The sequence below is a fragment of the Neobacillus vireti genome, from assembly GCF_001026695.1.
GTDB classification, from domain to species: Bacteria; Bacillota; Bacilli; order Bacillales; family Cytobacillaceae; genus Neobacillus; species Neobacillus vireti.
This window is the reverse complement of the sequence record NZ_LDNB01000002.1, coordinates 805,790-827,728: the sequence shown is the minus strand read 5'-3', so window position 1 is coordinate 827,728 and position 21,939 is coordinate 805,790. Positions and strand designations below refer to the sequence as shown.

Genomic DNA, 21,939 nt, shown 5'->3' with positions numbered 1-21,939 from the left:
CGAAGGCATTATATCCTGCGAAACCGATTACTTTAGTTTTGCAATTTGTGTATTTACCTCAGTGATAGCCAGTACTACCTCGTCCACTTCTTTTGTTTCCGTTTCAATACTAGCATTTAATCCCTCTGATTGTTTCTGGACATTTCCAACCTCTAACGCGATTTCCTGACCATATCTTACTTGGTCACTCGTCGATATCGTCATTTGTTCGACCATTTCTTTAATACTGCTGATATTGCGGACGATTTCCTCGGCAGTGAGAGCCTGTTCCTTGGTCGCATTTGTCACTGAACTAGATTGGGTCGTAACATTTCCAACTGCATCAACGATGGCCCGACCACCTTTCGCTTGTTCAGCCGTTGCCATGCTGATTTGTTGAACCTGTGTTTTTGTATTTGTAATTCCGATGACAATTTCTTCTGCCGTCGTTGATTGTTCTTTTGTAGTATAGGTCATTTCTGTTGCTTGCTCGGTAAAATTCTCAACTGCTTTAATAATAGATTCGCTATTCTTCTTTTGCTCTTCTGTAGCACGGGCAATTTGGTTCATTTCCTCTGTCACTTGGCCAATACCAACAGAAATCTTTGTAATTGCCTGTTTCGTTTTTTCAGCCAATTGATTTCCAACTTTCACCTTATGTGCTCCGTCTTGGATAGAGGTAACAGCAAAAGCGGTTTCATTTTGGATCCGTTTGATTCTTATAGCAATATCCTTTGTAGCTTTTGCTGATCGTTCTGCCAATTTACGTACTTCGTCGGCTACAACCGCAAATCCTTTCCCTTGTTCTCCAGCACGTGCAGCCTCAATCGCAGCATTGAGCGCTAGTAGATTGGTTTGATCGGCGATTTCATCAATCACCTCGATAATACTGCCGATTTCTTCAGAACTTTTTCCTAAGTTTTCCATCACATTACTTGCTTGGTTAATCACTTGAGAAATTTCTTTCATTCCATTCAAGGTTTCATTCAATGATACAGTTCCTTCAAGGGCATCATTTTTAACATCGTTGCTAAGTTGGTTCACTTTTTGCGCACTGTCAGCCACTTGTTTGATGGAAACCACCATATCCTTAACCGTTTCAGATGATTGTTCAGCAGTCTGATGCAAGCTAACTGCATTTTTGCTAACCCCATTAATGGATTTGCTCATTAATTCAATCGCACAAGAGATTTGTTCCACAGTTACACCTACATTGCCAGCGTTTCCAGCTACTTGTTCGATAGAAACCATCATTTCCTGGATTGCAGCAGATGTTTCTTCAGCCGAAGTATCCAAATTACCGGCACTTTCTGCAACTAAATTAATGGTAGCACTCATTTGTTCGATTGCAGCGGAGATTTCATCGACGCCAGTTGCCGTTTCATTTGTGTTCCCTGCAACCCGTTGAATAGAATCAACAAGTTCTTTTACCGATTCGTTTGCTTTGAACATCGAAGCATCTAATTCATGTGCACTGACAGCCGTTTTAGCAATTGAATTTTTTATTTCATTGATTGAATTCGTTGTAGTATCAACATTTTTTACTACCCCTTTAACGGAGCGACCAATGAGTTTCGTCATGAAAAATGAAATTAAGATGCTAAAAAGAACAGCAATAAGAGAAACGAAAATAATTTGTTTGGTAGATTGTGATGCAGTTTGCTCAGTAGTCGTGATGACTGCATCAGCATCGTTTTCTATATCTTTAGCAAGCTTATCAAGAGAAATAACCGTTTTCTCTCCCAGCGGAGCCAATACCTCCAACTGCAAATGGGCAAATTCATAATTGTTGCTTTTAGAATCTTTAAAGAAAAATGGAATAATAGCAGCATAACTTTCAAAGTTTTTCTTGAACTCTTGTAATAATTTTGCATCTTTACTAGAATTGTTTAGTTTTTTCATTTCTTCTATATTTTTTCTTACCTTCTCTAAATCCTCATTAACAAACTTCTCCATTTTATCCTTATCATTGAGATTTTGTTCAAACGCATGTTGGGTGGAATACAGTCGAATACGGGTGTACTCCTCTTTTAAATTTCCGATTAATTTAATCTTTTTAATTTGAGTATTTCCTAAATTATGCGTTTGATCACTCAAATCGTTTATATTTTTATAAGATACAAAAGTGATTGCTGCTAGGAAAAATATGATAATGATATAACTGCCCCATTGTTTAACATTCATGGTCATTTTAAATGATGGTTTACGAAAAACTTTATGTAATACTTTACGATGCCATTTATTCGCCTTAATTCCTGACTCATTAATTGGTAGTTTACCTGATAATTTCCCCCGCATATATTAACATCCCCTTATTCAGATAAAAATAAATTTTTAACATCTTTTCGTATTTCAATTAAAGGTTTTTATCTTATACATTTGCATAATCTATCCACGCGGCATATTACCAACAGCTTAGGGTAATCAGATAAACGCCTTCGCAATTTTCTGCGAAAGCGTTTCTTCTATTAAAAGTAAATTACTTTAGTCTTAATATTTCTGTATTGACATCGGTGATTGCGTGGACGACCTCCTCGACTTCTTTCGTTTGTAATTCAATGGTAGCATTTAACTCTTCTGCTTGCTTCTGAACATTTCCAGCCTCTAACGCGATTTCTTGGCCATATCTAGCTTGATCATTTGTAGCGATCGTCATTTGTTGGACCATTTCTTTAATATTGCTAATATTTCGAACGATTTCTTCTGCACTTAGTGCCTGTTCCCTCGTTGCATTGGTCACCGAACTAGATTGAGTGGTGACATTTTCAATTGCTGTTACAATTGCTTGACTGCCTTTTGCCTGTTCTGCCGTAGCAATACTAATTTGGTGAACCTGTTCTTTTGTGTCAATAATCCCTCTGACAATTTCTTCGGCTGTGATGGATTGTTCTTTTGTAGAATGCGTCATTTCTGTTGCTTGTTTCGTCACATTCTCAACCGCTTTTGTAATAAATTCGCTATTTTGCGTTTGTTCTTCTGTCGCTTTGGCAATTTGATTCATTTCTTCTGTAACTTGGGCAATCCCTTCAGAAATTTTCTTGATTGCTTGATTCGTTTTTTCAGCCAATTGATTCCCAACTTTTACTTTCTGCTCCCCATCTTTGATAGAAGTAACAGCAACAGTAGTTTCATTTTGGATGCCTTTGATTAGGACGGCTATTTCTTTTGTTGCTTTTGCAGACCGCTCTGCTAATTTACGGACCTCTTCAGCAACAACGGCAAATCCTTTTCCATGTTCTCCAGCACGTGCAGCTTCAATCGCGGCGTTGAGTGCCAGTAGATTGGTTTGTTCTGCGATATCATCAATGACTTCGATAATACTGCCAATTTCTTCAGAACTTTTCCCTAAGTTCTCGATTACATCACTCGTTTGGTTAATCACCTCAGAGATTTCTTTCATCCCATTCAAGGTTTCATTTAGAGAAATCGTTCCTTCGAGGGCATCGCTCTTAACAGAGTTGCTGAGTTGGTTAACTGTTTGCGCACTATCGGCCACTTGCTTAATGGAAACAACCATTTCCTCAACGGTTTCCGATGTTTGTTCAGCAGTATCGGTCAAACTAACAGCATTTTCGCTAACCCCTTTAATGGACTTGCTCATTTCTTCAATAGATGAAGAGATTTGTTCCACACTTACACCCGCATTCCCAACGCTTACTGCCACTTGTTCGATGGAAGCCATCATTTCTTGAATAGCAGAAGAAGTTTCTTCAGCAGAAGCATCTAAATGATCTGTACTTCCAGCAACCAAATTAATAGAAGCACTCATTTGTTCCACTGCAGCGGATATTTCATCCACGCCGGTTGCTGTTACATTGGTATTACCAGCTACCTGTTGAATAGACGCAACCAGTTCGCTAATAGAATCGTTTGCTTTATTCATAGATTCATCTAATTCATGTGCACTGATAGCCGTTTTATCAATAGAATTTTTTATTTCGGTAACGGAATTAGTCGTAATCTCTGCATTTTTCACCACGCTAGAAACAGAACGACGAACAATTCTAGTGATATTGAATGAAATTAGGATGCTAAAAAGGATCGCAATCAGAGAAACAACAATTATTTGATTAATGGAACTTACAGAACTTTGTTTAGAATCTTTGACCATCATATCATTGAATTGGTCGATCCCAGCTCCAATTATGTCAAGTGATTTGTCGGCCTTATCAGCGTAACTTGTCACTAGAAGTAATTGAGATTGGATACTGTCAATGTTAAAACTTCTAGAATATTGGAAGAATGCTGGAGTTATATCCATCCATTTATCAAAGTAATCACTGTACTTTGCAATATCCTGTTTCGTTTCCGCTGTAACAACAAACCTATCCAGTTCTTTTATATTTTTTCTAATTAGATTGGCGTTTTCTTTTATTTCCCGCTCTGCTTTTGCTTTATCCGCTTCGTCTGTTACGTACGCATGCTGGACTAACTCATAACGAATTTGAGCTTGCTTTTCTTTTATATCGGCGGTTAATTTTATTTTAGTTATTTGTTCATTCCCTAATTTATTTATTAATCCACTCAAAAGATTAATATTTTTATACGAAACAAAAAATATAAAAGCTAAAAATAAGATAATGGCGATATAGCTCCCCCACTGTTGTACACTCATTGGGATCTTCATTCTCACCTTATTTGGTGATTTACTTATTGATTTACTTGATGACTTACTTGATGTTTTACGAAACATTTAACTTTCTCCTTCTGAATCTAATAATTTTTTACGAACTTAACTCATCTTTTATTTCTTTCAATTCATCTAAATTTGTTGTGTCTTGGAGTAACTTTTCAATATCTAAGAGGATTAATAACCGATTGCCTTGTTTAGCTATTCCTTTCAGATAAGAAACATTTTTTTCCTCCAATAGATTGGGCTGCTGAATCGTGTCGGAAGCAATATCCAACACATCCGTTGCCGAATCGACTACAAGGCCGATTTCTTTTTCACCAACCTGAACGATAATGATACGCATATCATCGGTTGGTTTAATTGTCTCCCCTGTTAGTGCTGTACGTACATCAACAATAGGTGTCACTACTTCTCGAATTGAAGTAACTCCCAATACATGTGGCTGCCGATTTGGATAAGGCGTAATGGTCTGCATTCTCTCGATAGAAACCACTTGATTGATATGTACCCCATACTCTTCTTGGCCTACTTTAAAAATGAGTGCCTTAAAATCCTGAAAATTGATTTGATCCATCATTATGAACCCCCTTTTCTTCATTAACATTATAGACCTGCTTCATTCAATTAATTTCTATTTTCAGTTAGTAGGAGTTTGCATTAGTTCTGCAAGCTTAATTAAAATAACCAAACGCCCATCGACTTTGGCAATACCTCTAAAATAGTCGGCATTAAAATTGTCAGAAGAAATTATTTCGATTGCCTTGGGATCTATATCAATCACATCACTAGTTTGATCAACAATTAATCCCAACTCAATATCCTCATACTTTACGATAATCACTCGTGTATTTTCGGTATATTGTGCTACTCCAAGGTTTAATTTACTTCGAAGGTCAATAATTGGATTGACCTTTCCCCGAAGATTGATCACGCCTTTTACATACGATGGCGCATTGGGAACTCTTGTAATATGTTCGATTCGTTCGATCGACTGCACTTGATCAATGTCCAAACCGTACTCTTCATCTCCCAATTTAAAGGCGACTATTTTCAACATTTCCATTGAGAACGACCTTCCTTTCTATTTGATAAACTGATTAGAATCTATTATTAGCGCAACTTCACCGTTTCCAAGGATTGTTGCGCCTGAAATAGCATACAGGTTGTCTAAGAAACCTCCTAAAGATTTTAAAACTACCTCTTGCTGTCCAAGAACAGAGTCAACCACTAATCCTACTGTCTTCGTTCCCTTTCGAACAATAATGACATAATGCTGTTGTTCGTTGAACTCTGTTTCGGATGAAGGTACATGGAAAACTTCATTTAAATAAACTAACGGAACAACTTGTCCTCGGAACTGAATAACTCTTTGTCCATGCAGGGTTGAAACAATATCTTGTGAAACCATTGTAATTTCCACAATCGAACTAAATGGAATCGCGTAGGTTTCATCTTCCACCCTTACTAACATTGAATTAATGATTGATAAAGTTAGCGGCAGCTGGATGTGGAATATAGACCCTTGTCCTGGTGTCGAATCAATAGTGATTACACCACCCAAAGATTCAATTTTAGTTTTAACAACATCCAGGCCCACACCACGACCTGAAATATCTGATATTTTATCTGCAGTACTAAATCCAGATGAAAAAATTAACGCATAAATTTGTTGATCTGAAAGCGATTTTGCTTCTTCTGACGATATGACGCCGCGCTCAATTGCCTTGCTCAGCACTTTTTCACGATTAATGCCCTTCCCATCATCAATCACTTCAATAAACACATGGTTACCACCGTGGTAGGCCTTCAAAAGAATAGTACCTTCTTCGTTCTTATTACTAGCTTTTCTTTCCTCCGCAGACTCAAGTCCATGATCTAAAGCATTTCGGAGCAGATGGACCAATGGGTCTCCGATCTCATCAATGACCGTCCGATCTAATTCTGTTTCAGCACCTTCCATCACCAATTGAACTTTCTTATTCAGTTCTTTCGCCAAATCTCTCACCAATCGCGGAAATCTATTAAACACTTGCTCGACAGGAACCATGCGCATATTTAAAACGAGATCTTGCAGGTCTGTTGAAATCCGGGTCATATGCTCCACTGTCTCCGTTAGTTCGGAAAGCTCCGATTTACGAGCTATTTGTTCCAGTCTTCCTCGATCAATAATCAGTTCACTGAATAAGTTCATTAAGTGGTCCAGTTTATCAATATCTACACGAATCGATTTTGACCGTTGTTTTTTCTTGCTATCAGCCGAGTCTTCTTTATCTTGCGCTTGGGTTATCTGAGTTTGTGTATCAACTTCTTTTCCTAATACCATTTCTTGGTGTATTTGTTCAGAAACGATGACTTCCTTTACTTCAGAGACATTGGCTAATTGTGTTTGAATTTCTTTTATCTCGCGCTGTGACAACAACAAAAGGGAAAATGAATCGCCAAAATTGTCTTCTTCTATTTGTTCTACCGTTGGATGGGTCTGAATGATTTCACCAAGTTCCTCAGCAATTTGAAATACCATATAGGCCCTTATCGACTTCATCACACATCGTTCATCTAATGTTACCGTGATTTGAAAAACTTGGTTGCCAGTCTTCCTTGCTTCATTGATTACGGAATATTGATACTCATCAATCACTAGCTCCGCAGCAACAGCCACCTCAAGAGAGGCGTCAAGAACGTCTGCATGATGCGCGCTGGATGGATTTTGAATTTGTTCTAGCTGTTGTACGATATCCACTACATTTTCTTTTCCATCGCCACCCTGCTCGACACTATCTACCATTTTTTCGATGAAATCTACACATTTAAAAATGACATCCATAATTTCTGTTGTGATAACCAATTTGGAATTTCGGAGAAGATCTAAGACGTTTTCCATTTGATGAGTCAATGACGCCAGGTCATCAAACCCCATCGATCCAGCCATCCCTTTAAGTGTGTGGGCTGACCGAAAGATTTCGTTGATAATAGCTGTATTATTAGGATCTGTTTCCAGCTTTAACAATTCATCGTTTATTGCTTGCAAATGATCTTTTGATTCTTCGATAAACATTTCTAAATAATTACTTAAATCCATTTCAGACTCCTTCCGCACATCGCAAATAGCAGTAATTTTTTATGTAAAAGTAGTATATTTGTCCCATTTTACCATACTTTTTGACTTTTAACTCAAATTATTTTGATAGTTTTTTAGATTTCGCAATATTTATCTTGGAAAATCACTTTAGATCAAGGTGTTTTTTTGATAAAACTCTCCAACTATCAAAAATCGGGTAAATGGAACCATTGATAAAACACCTCCGCCTATTCTGCGAAAGTGTCTCAGCTCTACATCCATTATTTTAGTTTTTTTACTTGCTGATTTACATCATTGATCGCGTGAAGCACTTCTTCCACTTCTCTCGTTTCCGTTTCAATGGCTATAGTTAATTCTTCTGTTTGTTTATTAACTTTTCCAACCTCCAAGGCAATTTCTTGACCGTACTTTGCTTGGTCATTTGTAGCAATCAACATTTGACTTACCATTTCTTTAATATTGCTGATATTATGTACAATTTCTTCGGCAGTAAGGGCCTGTTCTTTTGTAGCGCTGGTCACAGAACTAGATTGAATTGTAACATTTTCAATTGCAGCTACAATTGCTACCGTTCCTTGCGCTTGCTCGCCTGTTGCCATACTTATCTGTTGAACCTGTTCTTTTGTATCAATAATGCCTTTGACGATTTCTTCAGCAGTAAGCGATTGTTCTTTTGTTGATTGCGTCATTTCTGCTGCTTGTTTTGCTACATTCTCTACCACTTTTGTAATGAATTCGCTATTCTTTGTTTGTTCCTCAGTGGCTTTGGCAATTTGATTCATTTCCTCTGTTACTAGGGCTATTCCTTCAGATATTTTCTTAATTGCTTGATTTGTTTTTTCCGCCAACTGATTTCCTGCCTTAACTTTATCTTCACCATCTTTGATAGAAGTGACGGCTACAGCAGTCTCATTTTGAATATCTTTGATTAAAACAGAAATTTCTTTTGTTGCTTTTGCTGATCTTTCAGCTAATTTACGTACTTCATCGGCAACAACCGCAAAGCCCCTTCCATGTTCACCCGCACGGGCAGCTTCAATCGCAGCATTAAGTGCTAATAAATTTGTTTGATCTGCGATATCATCAATAACTTCGATAATACTTCCGATTTCATTAGAACTTTTCCCTAAGTTTTCAATCACATCACTTGCCTGATTAATCACTTGAGAAATTTCTTCCATCCCATTCAACGTTTCATTAAGAGAGATTGTTCCTTCAAGCGCATCATTCTTAACAGAATTGCTAAGTTGATTAACTGTTTGTGCACTATCTGCAACTTGCTTAATTGATACAACCATTTCCTCAACTGTTTCAGAAGATTGTTCAGCGGTTGCAGTCAGATTTACCGCATTTTCACTAACCTCTTTAATGGATTTACTAATTAATTCAATTGCTTTAGTAATTTGTTCTACACCAGTACCGGCGTTTCCTACATTAATCGCTACTTGTTCGATAGAGACCATCATTTCTTGAATAGCTGAAGATGTTTCTTCTGCAGATGAATCCAACTGGTCAGCACTTTCTGCCACTAAATTAATCGAAGCGCTCATTTGTTCTACCGCAGCAGAGATTTCATCGACGCCAGTTGCAGTTACGTTGGTGCTTCCTGCAACCTGTTGAATAGAGGCAACGAGTTCACTTACAGCATCGTTTGCTTTATTCATAGAAGAATCTAATTCTTGTGCACTTTTAGCGGTTTTATCAATGGACTTTTTAATTTCAGCAGCGGAATTAGTTGTGACTTCTACATTTTTTACAACGGTTGTAACAGATTTACGAATGAGTCTGGTCATTAAGAAACCAATTAAAACACTAAAAAGTACGGCTGCAATAGAAGAGATAATAATTTGATTAATGGAACCAGATGCATCATGTTCGGATGTTTTAATCATTTCATCATTGCTTTTTTTAACACCTTTTGCTAATTCATCAAGTGAGAGGTTGGCTTTTGATCCCAAGGCTGCTAACAACCCCATTTTTCCATGGACAGTCTCATAATCGTTACTTTTAGATTCTTCAAAGAATGATGGTATAAGGTCAACAAATTTTTCAAAGTCTTTGTTGAAATTATCCAGTAATTTACTATTATTTTTTTGATTAGAAGAATCGTCTAATTTTTCGATTTCTTTTATATTTTTTCTTACCTTTTTAACATCTTCGGCGATAAATTTCTCGATATTTTCCTTATCCTGAGCGTTTGCCTCATAAGCGTGTTTAGTTGCATATAAACGAATATTAGTTACCTCTTCTTTCAAGTTTCCAACTAATTCAATTTTGGGAACTTGCGTATTTCCTAAATAACCCATTTGAGAGTTTAATCGGTTAATATTATTGTAGGAAACAAAAGAAATAATACCTAAAAACAATAAGACGATGATAAAACTGCCCCATAATTTCATATTCATAGACAATTTATTAAACACATTTCTTACGGCTTTTCTTAATGCCTTGCTTGATACGTTAATTGACGGTTTTTTCAACATTATTTACCTTCTCCCCCGACTAAAATAATAGGACTTTTTACACTCTTTAAATATATAACTCATATTAACATAAATTTTGATCTTTTATCCCAATTTTTTTGATAGTTTTTAATTTTAGCTTTCTTTTCAAATAACTCTTTAGAAAAATACGGGTTTTTGATTAATACAATGTGATCTGTATTCTAGTTTAATCGGGGTGAAAATAGTCTTTTTCATCAACCAAGTTTTTTTATTTTTGGCTGTGTTAAAAGTGAATGTTGATTTCCGTTCCAGGCGCTTCGCTTTCCGCGGGGCGGGCGATGAGCCTCCTCGGCGGCGCCTGCGGGGTCTCACCTGTCCCGCTGCTCCCGCAGGAGTCTCGCGCCTTCCACTCCAATCAACATTGTCTCAAAATCAACAATGTACTTTAACACAGCCTTATTTTTAATAAAACGCCAGTGCAAATTTTTTGCGATGGTGTTGAAGCTCATATCTCCATTATTTTAGTTTTTCTATTTGGGTATTTACATCTGCGATTGCATGTACTACCTCTTCAGCTTCTTTCGTTTGCGTTTCAATGCTGGCATTTAACTCTTCCGTTTGTTTCTGAACATTTTCAACCTCTAAGGCTATTTCTTGACCATATCTTGCCTGATTATCCGCCGATATCGTCATATGTTGAACCATTTCTTTAATACTACTGATGTTTCGAACAATTTCTTCGGCAGTTAGGGCCTGTTCTCGAGTAGCGTTTGTTACTGAGCTAGTTTGGGTTGTGACATTTTCAATTGCGTTTACGATAGCACTACCACCTTTCGCTTGTTCAGCCGTTTCGATACTGATTTGCTGAACTTGTTTCTTTGTATTTATTATCCCAGTGACTATTTCTTCAGCCGTGATTGATTGTTCTTTAGTTGAATACGTCATTTCTGTCGCTTGGTCCGTAAAATTTTCAACCACTTTTGTGATGAATTCGCTATTACTCGTTTGTTCTTCCGTGGCTTTAGCAATTTGGTTCATTTCCTCAGTCACTTGGGCAATACCTTCAGTTATTTTCTTAATAGCCTGATTCGTTTTTTCTGCCAATTGATTTCCAATGCTTACTTTATCTGCACCTGTTTTAATTGAAGCGATGGCAACAGCTGTTTCAGTTTGAATCCCTTTGATCAGGCCTGAAATTTCTTTTGTTGCTTTGGCAGACCGTTCAGCAAGTTTACGCACTTCATCTGCAACAACTGCAAAACCTTTGCCATGCTCTCCAGCACGTGCAGCCTCAATTGCAGCATTTAGTGCTAATAGATTCGTTTGTTCCGCGATTTCATCAATAACTTCGATAATGCTGCCGATTGCTTCCGAACTTTTTCCCAAGTTCTCCATCACATCACTCGCTTGACTAATCACCTGAAAAATCTCTTTCATCCCATTCAATGTTTCATTCAACGAGACTGTGCCTTCAATGGCATCGTTCTTAACAGAATTACTTAGTTGGTTGACTGTTTGCGCACTGTCGGCAATTTTCTTAATTGAAACGACCATTTCTTCAACTGTATCAGATGATTGTTCAGCAGTCTGGTGCAAACTTACAGCGTTTTCACTAACCGCCTTAATAGATTTGCTCATTAATTCAATTGCTAAAGAGATTTGTTCTACACTTACACCTGCATTACCGGCATTTTCAGCCACATTGTCAACAGAAACCATCATTTCTTGGATAGCAGTCGATGTTGCTTCAGCTGAAGCATCTAATTGTCCGGCACTCTCTGCAACTAAATTAATCGTCGCACTCATTTGTTCAATCGCAGCAGATATTTCGTCTACTCCAGTTGCTGTAATATTGGTGGAGCCCGCAACCTGCTGAATAGATGCAACAAGTTCGTTTATAGAATGATTTGTTTTGTTCATGGAAACATCTAACTGCTGTGAACTAAGGGTGGTTTGATTAATCGATTTTTTTATTTCACTAACAGAATTGGTGGTAATATCAACATTTTTCACTACTCTTGTAACAGATTGACGAATAAGTCTAGTCATTAGGAATGCAACAAAAACGCTAAAAAGAGAGGCTACAACAGACAGGATTAAAATTTCATAATTAAACTTATTTGAATCTTGGGCAGAAGCCTTAAGGGTATCATTGGCACCTTTTTGGGCAACTATTTTGAGGTTATCAAGAGAAGTGAAGATATTTTCTTCACGAGACGCCAATAACCCTATTTGTGTATGTATTAAGTCATAATTGTTGCTTTTAGATATCTCAAAGAATGATGGAAGACTTTCAACATATTCTTCAAAGCTTTCTCGGAATTCAGTGAATAGCTTTTTATCTTGAATAGAAAGGTCTAGTTTATCCAGTTCCTTCATATTCTTTCTTACCTTTGTGATATCTTCATTAACTGTCTTCTCCATTTTTAATTTATCTGCTTCATCACGCTCAAATGCCTGTTTTGTTGAATATAAACTAATACGGGAAAAGTCTTCTTTAAAGCTTCCTACTAATACAATCTTTGGTACGTCCGTTTTTCCGATAAATTGGGTTTGATCTCTTAGATGGTTTACATTATTATAAGAAACATCTGTTACCACTATAAAAAATAAAATCACGATGATATAACTGCCCCACTGTTTCACATTCATTGAAACTTTTTTCCACATTAATTTCCTCTCCTTTTTTGCCCTCAAATACATTCCCCGATTAATAACCCACCTCATATTAGCATAATTTTTTACATTTTAACCAAACTATTTTGAAGTCTTTTTGACTTTTGTTTTTTTGAAAATGAATGGTTGTTTGATAAAAGAGTCAAAACCCATGCCAATCAAATACGAATTCTCCCTTTATCCAACTCAAAAAAAGCGAGAGTGATCGGAACCGATCATGTCTCGCTTTTTTCTTTTAAGTAATGGGATATATAACCACCTGCCAAACTTTTCCGTTCATGACTGCGGTCCCCTTCTCCCTTTTCTTCTCTATTACTAATTTGACTGGCTAACTTATTAATAGTATCCAGGCAGTCTTTGCATTTTCTTCCCTTTTGTATCATATTTCCGCACGTTTCACATGGATAAGATAGGTTAGGAAATTGATCCACCAAAATTCTACCTGCCCAGATAAATTGACGGATTTGAGTAACCGAGACTCCAGTTTGGTCGCTTAATTCTTGAATCGTAATTCCAGAGTGCTCCCGCAAATATCCGGCTGCCTTCAGAAAATCCTCTTCTTGTTTTTGATAACATCCGTCACAAATATTTCTTATGCGCAGGAAGAGCTTCCCGCACTTTGGACAATTAGTTAATTGCGGTGTACCCAAAAGGCTCCCCCCTTATTTTTCCTTTAACTTGTAATGATAAAACTAGGAAATCGAAAGTAATTAGCTTGCTATCACTTTATTAATCGAGTCAATTACCCGGTCAGCTTGGAATGGCTTTACAATGAAATCCTTCGCACCCGCTTGAATCGCCTCTAATACCATCGGTTGTTGGCCCATAGCCGAACACATGATAATCTTAGCTTGTGGATAAAGTGCTCGAATTTGCTTTACAGACGTAATTCCATCCATTTCAGGCATTGTAATGTCCATCGTCACAACATCAGGCTGCAGTTCCCGGTATTTTTCGATGGCATCTGCACCATTCACTGCTTCTCCAACCACTTCTAGTCCATTCTTAATCAAAATATCTTTTAACATCATGCGCATAAAAGCTGCATCATCTACGATTAAAACCCTTGCCATATTATGCTCCTCCAATATTCAGTAATGATATTTACATAGTCATCTTCGTTAGTCGATCAACTGGGCTAATAATGTCTGTGATACGTACACCAAAGTTCTCTTCAATCACGACCACTTCCCCTTTGGCTATTAGCTTATGGTTTGCAAGAATATCCACTGGCTCGCCTGCCAATTTATCTAGTTGGATAACGGCACCCGGCCCCAATTCAAGGATTTTGCGGATCTGCATTTCCGTTCGTCCCAGCTCCACGGTAATCCCCAACGGAATATCAAATAACATATCGATATTACCTGTACCACTGCTTGCACCGCTACCTGCTGGTTTCTCAGAGAAAGCAGCATATTCTACTTTTTGTACGTTAGAATTGGCTGTAGGCTCTGTCGGGATATGTGAATTTGCTATTCCCTCAGACTGTGAAGTTGCAGTGGTTTGGGCTGCCACTTCCTGAATAGGTGTAACTGCCGCTTCTTCTCTTACCGAACTATGGACGGCTGGAGCTTCAGGATAAAGGATTTGTTGAATCATCTCTTTTGCGAAAGACAAAGGTATTAACTGTATCATATTAGAATCAATGAGGGTTCCTACACTTAAATGGAAGGAAACTTCGATGATAATATCTTCCTTAAATTGGTCTAATTTTTTTGGCGGTAAACCGAGTACATCTATGGAAGGTGGCGAAATATCCACTTTTTGTCGAAACAAAGTTGACATGGAGGTAGCCGCTGACCCCATCATCTGATTCATAGCTTCCTGAACAGCACTTAGATGCAGTTCCGAAAGTTCAAAATCCCCACCTGTTCCCTCACCGCCCATCATCAAATCGGCAATAATTTTTGCATCATTTTCTTTGATCATCAACATATTTTTACCACGGATGCCTTCAGTATAATCGACGTGAACGGCTACATTCTTTTCCTGTATGACCTCTTCAATTCGATCCCGCTCAATAACAGAGAGTGTAGGCGTAGTGATTTCTACCCGTTGGTTCAACAGTGTGGATAGAGCCGTGGTAGAACTTCCTAACGAAATATTTCCAATCTCCCCTAATGCGTCTTTCTCCATGGAGCTCAAAAAATCATCGATAGATAAAGAACTTTTTGCATCTGTTTGATTAAACAGCGCATTGATCTCTTCTTGAGATAGTAAACCATCACCCATTTTATTGATCATCTCCTTCTGAGTGGATTATTTGTTCAATCTGAACTGCGTAGTGCCCTTTTTGAAGGCCAGGGTTCCCCAGAAACCTTGTCAAATGACCTACTTTGACTTGAAGCTTCCCTGTTTCAATTCCAATCACGTCTCCAATTTGCAGATTGAAGAGATCGGAAACTTGTAAGGTTGCCTTACCGATTTCAGCAACCACCGGGACATTTACTGTGTCTAGATTATCCTTTAAAATATCATGCTGTGGAACGGCCGTTTTCGCCATGGATGAAAGCCATTGATGTGTAGATAATTTTGGCAGTACTGGTTCCACGATGAAATGCGGTAAACAAAGTGTCATCCGCCCTGTAATTTCCCCTATAGTAGTACGGAGTGCGATGATAATCACTGTATCATTTGGGGATGCGATCTGAATAAACTGCGGATTAGATTCTATCGCTTCCCACTTCACCTTAATATTTTCAATGTTTTTCCATGCCTCTTGATACATGTCAAACGCACGGCTAAAAATCCTTTGCATGAGCACCGTCTCGATTTCTGTTAATGTTCCGTTTCGAGTAGACGGATCCCCATGTCCCCCCAGCAACCGTTCTAAGATGGAGTAGGCCACTTGTGGATTTATTTCCATGACCATTTTTTCATCCATCGGTTTCACCTCAAAAATGTTCAAAATTGTTCGCGAGGGGATGGACGCGATAAATTCCTGATAGTTCACTTGATCTACTAGGTCTATTTCAATTTGAACAAACGTTCTTAGTTGTGCTGAAAGATAGGATGTCAGCAATCGGGTAAAATTCTCGTGTATTCTAGTAATACTGCGTAATTGCTCCTTAGAATATCGCATCGCCCGTTTGAAATCATATACTTTTACTTTTTCCTTCTGTTCTGTTACATCGGATGCTTGCAATTCGCCATTATTTAAGGCTGATAAAAGTGCATCGATTTCATATTGCGATAATATATCTGCCAATGGGCATCCCCCTAACTCTTCCCTGAGTTATTAAATCATTTTTTGTAAATTTGAACAATATTTTATTTGCTTCATTTGATTATTTCTTTGTTTTTCTATTTTTTTACAGAGGAAGAGTGTCCCTCATTAAATTATATTATCGTTTCAAATTAACAATTTCTTCCAGAATTGAATCCGATGTTGTAATAGTTCTAGCATTCGCTTGGAACCCACGCTGTGCTATTATCATCTCGGTAAATTCTTCGGTTAAATCAACGTTGGACATTTCTAGAACACCAGAGATAACTGTACCACCTTTGTTATCTTCAATCCGATTTAGGTCAGCTTCTCCAGAGTTTCCAGTTACCGCAAACATTGTATTTCCAACCTTAGTAAGGCCCCCGGGATTGGCAACAACGGCTGTACCGATGGAAATGTTCTCGTTTAATTTATCGTCTGAATCGTTCATATAATATTTACCTTCATCATTCATTGCTAATTTCCCACTTTTTCCATCTTCACGAACAACAATAATATATCCGTTAGGATCGATAGAATAAGATGTGAATTTCATATGTTTTTCATCTGAATCTGTGCCAGAAGCACCAGTGCCATCCTGATTAATCGTTTCATCTTCTACTATTTTGATGGCTTTTGTTACTGGATTTCCATCTTCATCCTGAACTACTCCCATGACAAAAAATCCGTTGGAATTGACTATATACCCATTTGCATCACGTGTGAAATTACCAGCCTTCGTTAAGTAGTTCGGACCACCATTTTCAGGGGAAACAACAAAAAACGCCTCTCCATCAATGGCTAAATCGGTGCCCACGTAGGTTGACATTGGGCTCCCCGGTGTATGGACCGTATCAATGGAAGCTATCCTTGTTCCAAGGCCAACTTGCATTGGATTCACCCCGCCACTCACATTGGTAGGTGCGACCGCTCCACCTATATTTCTATTAATAATATCTTGAAAAACGACTCGCCCCTTCTTGAATCCTACCGTATTGACATTGGCAATATTATTGCCGATGACATCGAGTTTCGTTTGAGAGCCCTTCATTCCGGAAACTCCTGAGTATAGTGAATTTAACATAGTGTGTTCCTCCTTATTTTCTAGTCTTTTTGATAGATTATTTTGACTCAGTTATCACTTGCTTGATTTCGGTAACAATTTCTGTAGGCACTTTTTCATTCCCAACTATATAAAAATAGTTTCCGTCTTGCGAAGATATCCCAGTAACTACACCAGATACAGGGGATGTGTTCCCTGGTGGTGTCCAGCTAATCTCTTTTCCAATCGCTGCAGTGTACTGATTCATTTGGCTACTGGCAAACTTCTCGAATGATTTATTTAGATTGGTCATTTGTTCCAAGGAACTAAACGTTGCCAATTGGGCAATAAAATCCTTATCCTGGAGTGGACTGGAAGGATCTTGGTTTGACAACTGTGTAACAAGTATCCGAAGAAAGTCGTCCTTACCAAGAATGCTTTTTTGTTCGAAAGAATTAGTATTATTGTATATAGAATTGTTTTTGGAAACAGTGTTGACATCCACCCATGTGCTCATTTTACGATCGCTCCCTTCTATGCCGTAAAATCTATTTGTGAGGCAGTCTTTGGAGCTGCTCCTCCGTAGGGGACAGACAATTGCTCTTTCTCCATCTCAGTTTCATCAGTCCCATTCTGTTTTTTTGATCCATTTTGATCAACAGTAAAGGTCCGTTGCTGACGGGGTGAACTTGAATCCCCTTGAGAAAAAGCTAAGTTTGCTTGGTGCGCATCCATGGATACCGGTGTTTGCTGTACGATTTCTAGATTTTTGACCTGTAAGCCATGCTGTTGCAATGCCTGTCTTAATTGGTGAAGCTGACCTTCTAGTGCTTCTTTCGCCATCCCTGTCTCCGCCACTATTTGTGCCGTTATTTGTCCTAATTGAGAAGTAATTTTGATCTCTATATGTCCTAAATGCTCTGGATATAAAGAAAATCTTGCCTCAATGTTGCCTAACTGGCCGTTGGTGCTCCTCAAATATCCGCCAATCCATCCGCTCACTTCTGGAACAAATTCAGAAACGGAGAGAATTGGCGAAGATGGAGCTGCCTTCGACACATTCCAATCTTCTGATTTTTGCTGCTGATTTATTAAAACTGTTTGTGCGGTAGATTTCGTTGATTCTTCCAACTGCTGTTGAAAAGATATTCGGTCAAATTTACCTTCCTCATGGAACTTAACTGCTTCAGCTGAAGTTAAGGGTTGTTTCTCTTGAGAAGAAATAGCCTCATCTTGCAAAAAGGAGAATTCGTCCTGACTCGTTTCCTTAGGAATAAATTTAGAAATCAAAGAACTGGGTGACGTAAGCACATCATCCAAAATCATTTGGGTTTTTCCGTCAATCTTAATCGGACTTTGGTTCTCTAGTACCTGTAATTCACCAATAACAAGTGGTGAGTGCTGTATCAATTTATTCGAGTCAAAAGTAAGTCCTTGATAAACACCTTCGACCTTTTCTAACCATTGGCCCAATGCGATCCTGTGGTCTAAAGCTGCCTGTTGATAATTATTTACCAATGCCACGGATAATTCCCTTAAGTTGCTTCCAGAATAACTACTTTCTTGCAAATCTCGTTGTCTGGTATGTAGTTGTTGGCCTAGCTCCGTTTCCGTTACTTTAGTCGTATTATTTTCCCGCTGCTCTTCTGTACTGAGTTGCCTCAGATCAGGTTGGAGGTTTCCTTTTGTTTCTGAAACATTTTGCAGGTGGGATGCCGGTCTCTTCCCGTCCTCCATAGAAGTAACACTAACTTCTTGTATTTCGTGATCAAAAAAGAACGGATTTTTATCTGTTTGTCGAACCACTGGTGTGGTGACAATAGGTTTCTTCACTGAATTTGATTCATCTAATATTAATTGGATTTTGCCCCTTATATCAACAGGGATTTCAATTGAATCATCTTCCTCTTGGGACTGTAATTCCCCCATTACCTTTTCTAACCGCTGCATGAACTGATCGAGATTCAAAGTTGCTGTTTGATTCGTACTTTCCACCTTTTGTAACGATGGGACCGGTCCATTACTTTCATCGGCAGTAGCCTCTTTTATTGAACCCGCTATTGGAGACATAGCTGATATGATTGCTTTGTTTCCTGAGTAAAGGTTAGCAGAAGAGGCATCAGGTAAATCTTGCGAATATTGAACTTGATGGATTTCGGCAATCCAGGAAGACAAAATCAAGTCTAATTCCAACCAATCTTCCTCACTTGGAAAGGCTTGTTCTATCATTCTGCTCTCTTCCGTACCAGATTCATTTTGGATAGTAGGATCCATTGATTGTCGGTCTGATGCTAGGGTTTGACCTGAAAAGTTAAACCCAGCTAATATCTGATCGAAGGAATTCCCCAAAGAATTAGTTTGTGAAGTTAACTTTTGCCTTCCACCTTCCGATAGGTTTGTTTGATTTATTTTGATAGGAAATTGCATAACCTCCAAACATCTTCCATCCTTTCGATTGAATATTTAATTTCAATTACTTTATATTATAACTCATAGACTTGTATACGTCATGAGGTTTTTTTGTTCCTAGCAAATTATTATTCAATCATTTTTCAAATGATTTTTGATTAATTATAATTGCCCCTTATATCAATAAAATAAAAAAACAGGCAGGTTGGTGCAATCCGTACCTGTTTTACCTTTAGTGTCTCGGGATTTTTTATTTCAAATATTAGCTAATCACATGCTTAGCACAGTGATTGTTGTTTCATCTTCTACTATTTCGTGTTTGATAGTTTTTGATTCTTTTTTCCTTGCTAGATTCAACGGAATCGTTAATTTACTTTCTTTGATAAAAAATTCATTTTAATTAAAAGGGCTGGATTTCCGAGGATACCCACTCACTTAATAAAAGATATTATTTCTTGATATATTTGAGAACGGATAAATTGACCATCCGCAAATCCTGCTTCCAAAACGGCTTTTGGCATTCCATAAACTATACAGGTATCCTTCGCCTCAACAAATACATGTCCATGATAGTTTTTCACTACGCCGCACCCTTTCATCCCATCTACTCCCATTCCAGTTAAAATTACAGCTAATAACTGATTAGTGAAGATTGGTGCAGCTGATTCAAGTGTTATATCAATAGCAGGCTTATATAGGGCATCACCGCCTACATCGTTATCCACTTTAAAAATCACTGTTCCATCCGTTTTTTTCTCAAATCTTGTTTGATAACCCGAGGGTGCTATATAAATTGTTCCCCCCTGCACTACTTCTCCATTATCTGCTTCCTTAACTTCTAGTTGACACAAGGTATCAAACCGCTCAGCCAAAGGTTTTGTAAAACCAGGCGGCATATGTTGAGCAACAACGATGGGAATTGAGAAATCCGCAGGAAAATGAGGGAGAATGGTTTGTAAGGCAGAAGGACCTCCAGTTGAACAACCAATGAAAATTAGCCCAGTTCTTTGCTGCTTCATTTTTCTTGCTTTTCTTGGCAGCGGTTGAACCGTAGCGGCAACACGCGGTTTTTGGGCTTCTACAATCCCTTTTAATCGTTGTAAAAATTCTTGGCTATGAACTTCGCCATCCTGATCTCTGATTAAGCTTTCTTTTAAAAAGAAATCAACGGCCCCGAGTTCTAGTGCATGTAAAGTTTCCTTCGCTCCTTCTCTAGTTCGGGAGCTTAACATCACCACTGAAACCGGGGAAATTTGCATTATCTGCTCCAATGCCTGCAACCCATTCATTTTCGGCATTTCTACATCCATGGTGACTAGATCAGGCTTTAACCGATGAACCTTGTCAACAGCCTCAACCCCGTTCCTTGCAATGCCAATCACATGAAATTGCGGGTCCTCCTCCAGTATATGGCTAATTGCTCTTCTCATAAATGCAGAGTCATCAACCACTAATACTCTGTACTGTTTCATCCCGATCAGATTCCTTTCGATAATAAAAAGTCTTATCTGAATCCACTTTTTTAAACCCCAAGGTCATATCCGTAATGGATTCAGCGTGGCCAAGAAACAAGTATCCTCCCACAGCTAAATTTTGATGTAGGCTGCGGATTACCCGTTTTGTCGTTTCTTGATCAAAATAGATCAAAACATTTCGACAAAAAATGATATCTACCTCTGCTAGTTGAGAAACTTTATCATGTTCAAGCAGATTTAAATACTGAAATTTGATCATTTTTCGAATAGAAGCATTGATTTGGTATCCACCGTCTATATCTGTAAAATACTTCTTCAAAAGGTTTTCAGGGGTTCTTCTAAAAGCAAACGATCCATGATGATACCATCCCGTTTCAGCTTTTCGAAGGACCTTTTTGTTAATATCCGTTGCAACAATCTCAACCGAACCAGGTAAGAATTTTCCCGTTTCCTGAATCAACATGGCTAAAGTATAGGGTTCCTCACCGCTCGAACAGGCTGCACTCCAAATTCGTATCGGGCGGTTTCTTGTTTTTCTTTTTACCAGGGATAAAACATAGGAACAACACTCGTTTAATTGATTTTCTTCCCGATAGAAATATGTTTCATTAATTGTTAATAACTCGATAAGAACATCCCATTCCCTTGGTGACCTTTTCAAATATTGACAATATTCCATGTGTGAGATGCCGAGTTCCGTTAGCCGTTTTGAAACTTTTTCTCTTAGTGTGGGAAGCCGGTCAGCAAACCGAAGTCCACAAAAGTCATATATGATTTGGCTTAATGTAACTAGTCCATTATCTTGCACGTTTATCACCTTTAACTTTCACTGTGCTGCTAATATTGTAAAGACTCCTAAATGTTTCAAATTTTACTTTGATAGTATCAAAATTACTGGATAAATAGTCCCGCGTCAAATAAAAACGTTGTTGTCGAATTTTGACTAGTGACGTACAATGGCATTAAGAAATTATTTTGATACCAATAAAGGAGAATT

The 21,939-nt window shown here is 38.1% G+C and carries 16 protein-coding genes; all 16 read right to left on the bottom strand.

Annotation, left to right across the window (positions count from 1 at the left end; translation table 11 throughout):
- Positions 1 to 27 precede the first annotated feature (27 nt).
- The gene (locus AA980_RS04315; RefSeq protein WP_024029025.1) at positions 28 to 2,277 is read right to left on the bottom strand and encodes a HAMP domain-containing methyl-accepting chemotaxis protein; all 2,250 of its coding nucleotides are present in this window, start codon (positions 2,275 to 2,277) and stop codon (positions 28 to 30) included.
- Positions 2,278 to 2,458: 181 nt separating this feature from the next.
- Positions 2,459 to 4,672, bottom strand: coding sequence for a methyl-accepting chemotaxis protein (locus tag AA980_RS04310; protein WP_024029026.1), 2,214 nt, complete (start codon positions 4,670 to 4,672; stop codon positions 2,459 to 2,461).
- 31 nt (positions 4,673 to 4,703) lie between these two features.
- Entirely contained in the window at positions 4,704 to 5,189 is a 486-nt protein-coding gene (locus AA980_RS04305; protein ID WP_034724275.1) for a chemotaxis protein CheW, read from the bottom strand.
- Positions 5,190 to 5,249: 60 nt separating this feature from the next.
- Positions 5,250 to 5,675 carry a chemotaxis protein CheW gene (locus AA980_RS04300; protein ID WP_024029028.1) on the bottom strand — a complete coding sequence of 142 codons (426 nt, stop codon included), beginning with the start codon at positions 5,673 to 5,675 and terminating at the stop codon, positions 5,250 to 5,252.
- Between the two features lie 18 nt (positions 5,676 to 5,693).
- Complete coding sequence (locus AA980_RS04295) at positions 5,694 to 7,691, bottom strand: chemotaxis protein CheA (protein ID WP_024029029.1); 1,998 nt, start codon at positions 7,689 to 7,691, stop codon at positions 5,694 to 5,696.
- A 260-nt stretch (positions 7,692 to 7,951) separates the two neighbouring features.
- Entirely contained in the window at positions 7,952 to 10,174 is a 2,223-nt protein-coding gene (locus AA980_RS04290; protein WP_024029030.1) for a HAMP domain-containing methyl-accepting chemotaxis protein, read from the bottom strand.
- Positions 10,175 to 10,651: 477 nt separating this feature from the next.
- A complete protein-coding gene (locus tag AA980_RS04285) occupies positions 10,652 to 12,805 on the bottom strand; it encodes a methyl-accepting chemotaxis protein (protein ID WP_024029395.1) in 2,154 nt (717 codons plus the stop codon).
- Positions 12,806 to 13,026: 221 nt separating this feature from the next.
- Entirely contained in the window at positions 13,027 to 13,461 is a 435-nt protein-coding gene (locus AA980_RS04280; RefSeq protein WP_024029396.1) for a TIGR03826 family flagellar region protein, read from the bottom strand.
- Positions 13,462 to 13,521: 60 nt separating this feature from the next.
- Positions 13,522 to 13,884 (bottom strand): response regulator, encoded by a 363-nt coding sequence (locus AA980_RS04275; protein ID WP_024029397.1) that lies wholly within the window; start codon positions 13,882 to 13,884, stop codon positions 13,522 to 13,524.
- Positions 13,885 to 13,915: 31 nt separating this feature from the next.
- Positions 13,916 to 15,043, bottom strand: coding sequence for a flagellar motor switch phosphatase FliY (fliY, locus tag AA980_RS04270; protein WP_024029398.1), 1,128 nt, complete (start codon positions 15,041 to 15,043; stop codon positions 13,916 to 13,918).
- 1 nt (position 15,044) lies between these two features.
- Positions 15,045 to 16,019, bottom strand: a complete 975-nt coding sequence (fliM, locus tag AA980_RS04265) for a flagellar motor switch protein FliM (RefSeq protein WP_024029399.1) — start codon at positions 16,017 to 16,019, stop codon at positions 15,045 to 15,047.
- A 136-nt stretch (positions 16,020 to 16,155) separates the two neighbouring features.
- On the bottom strand, positions 16,156 to 17,100 hold the full coding sequence (locus AA980_RS04260; protein WP_024029400.1) for a flagellar hook-basal body complex protein: 945 nt from the start codon (positions 17,098 to 17,100) through the stop codon (positions 16,156 to 16,158).
- Positions 17,101 to 17,137: 37 nt separating this feature from the next.
- On the bottom strand, positions 17,138 to 17,575 hold the full coding sequence (flgD, locus tag AA980_RS04255; RefSeq protein WP_024029401.1) for a flagellar hook assembly protein FlgD: 438 nt from the start codon (positions 17,573 to 17,575) through the stop codon (positions 17,138 to 17,140).
- A 17-nt stretch (positions 17,576 to 17,592) separates the two neighbouring features.
- Positions 17,593 to 19,485: a flagellar hook-length control protein FliK gene (locus tag AA980_RS04250; protein WP_160310240.1), complete on the bottom strand. Its 1,893-nt coding sequence runs from the start codon at positions 19,483 to 19,485 to the stop codon at positions 17,593 to 17,595.
- A 413-nt stretch (positions 19,486 to 19,898) separates the two neighbouring features.
- Positions 19,899 to 20,939 (bottom strand): protein-glutamate methylesterase/protein-glutamine glutaminase, encoded by a 1,041-nt coding sequence (locus AA980_RS04245; RefSeq protein WP_024029403.1) that lies wholly within the window; start codon positions 20,937 to 20,939, stop codon positions 19,899 to 19,901.
- Positions 20,911 to 21,750, bottom strand: a complete 840-nt coding sequence (locus tag AA980_RS04240; RefSeq protein WP_024029404.1) for a CheR family methyltransferase — start codon at positions 21,748 to 21,750, stop codon at positions 20,911 to 20,913. The genes AA980_RS04245 and AA980_RS04240 overlap by 29 nt, the downstream gene beginning before the upstream one ends.
- Between the last annotated feature and the right edge of the window lie 189 nt (positions 21,751 to 21,939).